Origin of the sequence: Colwellia sp. BRX10-4 (assembly GCF_014077465.1) — a bacterium.
Lineage (GTDB): Bacteria > Pseudomonadota > Gammaproteobacteria > Enterobacterales > Alteromonadaceae > Colwellia_A.
This window is the reverse complement of the sequence record NZ_JACGVZ010000179.1, coordinates 1-201: the sequence shown is the minus strand read 5'-3', so window position 1 is coordinate 201 and position 201 is coordinate 1. Positions and strand designations below refer to the sequence as shown.

The following is a 201-nucleotide window of genomic DNA, read 5'->3' as shown; positions in this document are numbered from 1 at the left end:
ATGTAAGTAATTACAGGCACAGCACCGTTGAAATTATCATTTGGTGTGAAGGTATAGCTACCGTCTGCATTTAAGATGAGTTCACCTTCAGCAAGGGTAACCGTATCACCTGCATTGTACGTATTTCCACCAACAGTAAAACTGGTGACAGTTAATGGTCCATCTGCACTTTCTGCATTATCGAGGACATTGCCCGTGGCG

1 protein-coding gene is annotated in these 201 nt (G+C 43.8%); it reads right to left on the bottom strand.

Translation table 11 applies throughout. From position 1 onward, the window contains the following. Window positions 1-201, bottom strand: a 201-nt coding sequence (locus H4J67_RS20275; RefSeq protein ID WP_182204976.1) for a cadherin-like domain-containing protein, incomplete at both ends; no start/stop codon positions are given.